Genomic DNA, 743 nt, shown 5'->3' with positions numbered 1-743 from the left:
CCGGATCTATTATAGCTATATCAGGAGTTAAATTGAAATCAGCCATAGGATACTTTATCTGTGTCTTATAATCCGTTATTACAGCAAAAGAAGTCACTTCAGTTGCCGTTCCGCTGGTAGACGGTATGGCTATAAACCTTGCTTTTTGTCTCAATTTAGGTATTCCAAAAGGAATTACTGCTTTCTCGAAGGTAAAATCAGGATATTCATAAAACACCCACATGGCCTTGGCAGCATCAATAGGCGAGCCTCCACCCACTGCTATTATCCAATCAGGTTCGTATTCCCTCATAACCCTGGCACCTTCCATGACAGCTTCAACGGATGGATCCGGTTTAATACCTTCAATCAGTTTAAATTCAACATTGGCCTCTTTTAAATAGGCTTCAATCCTGCCTAAAAATCCAAACCTTTTCATAGAGCCTCCACCTACAACAATTACAGCTTTATGACCTTCCAGACCCTTCAAATATTCCAAAGCATTTTCCCCAAAGTAAATATCTCTTGGTATTGTAAATCTTTCCATTTTCCTGACTCCTCCCCTTATTTTATGTTATATTTAAGTTTCAACGCAGGTACATATGCCTGCCAATTCAATATCTTTAGTTTTTTCCATAAATTACACTAGAAAAATTTATGATTTTCATTAGACTAATGATAAAAAATATTATACTATCATTATAATATCACAATTTATGTGCAAATCACATATTGTAATCTGGTTTATTTTGTAAATTATATGT

Annotated in this window: 1 protein-coding gene; it reads right to left on the bottom strand. The window is 35.1% G+C overall.

The annotated features are described in order from the left end of the window. On the bottom strand, positions 1 to 526 hold a 526-nt coding region (locus CLLU_RS18520; protein WP_146127632.1), incomplete at its 3' end, for an iron-containing alcohol dehydrogenase. Positions 527 to 743: the final 217 nt, after the last annotated feature.

Origin of the sequence: Clostridium luticellarii (assembly GCF_002995845.1) — a bacterium.
Classification (GTDB): domain Bacteria; phylum Bacillota; class Clostridia; order Clostridiales; family Clostridiaceae; genus Clostridium_B; species Clostridium_B luticellarii.
The sequence above is the reverse complement of the archived record's forward strand: the minus strand, read 5'-3'. Positions and strand labels throughout refer to the sequence as shown.